This window comes from Bradyrhizobium cosmicum, assembly GCF_032290525.1.
Lineage (GTDB): Bacteria > Pseudomonadota > Alphaproteobacteria > Rhizobiales > Xanthobacteraceae > Bradyrhizobium > Bradyrhizobium cosmicum_A.
The window spans coordinates 1-272 of the sequence record NZ_JASXTA010000233.1; the positions used below are offsets into that span (position 1 = coordinate 1).

1 pseudogene is annotated in these 272 nt (G+C 65.4%); it reads right to left on the minus strand.

What is annotated here, in order from left to right:
- Window positions 1-272, minus strand: a pseudogene (locus QSV46_RS39795) (hypothetical protein); the annotation flags it as partial.

Below are 272 nucleotides of genomic sequence, written 5' to 3' on the forward strand. Positions count from 1 at the left end.
GTATGCACCATCTCGTGCACCATCACCCAGTCGCGGCGCAGCACATCCTCGCTTGAATCGCGGCCGAGCGGAATGCGAATGGCGGCGCCGCGATAGCCCCACGTCGTGCCGCCGCGAATGCGGCCTCCATCCACCGGCACCAAGAGCAGCCGGAGCGAGTTGACGGGAAATCGCCCGTAATAGGTCGTCACGGCCCGGGCCGACATCCTGATCCAGTCGAGCAGTTTTTCCCTGGGCAGCATGAAGTCGCCCGGCGCGAACGCGGCATGGAT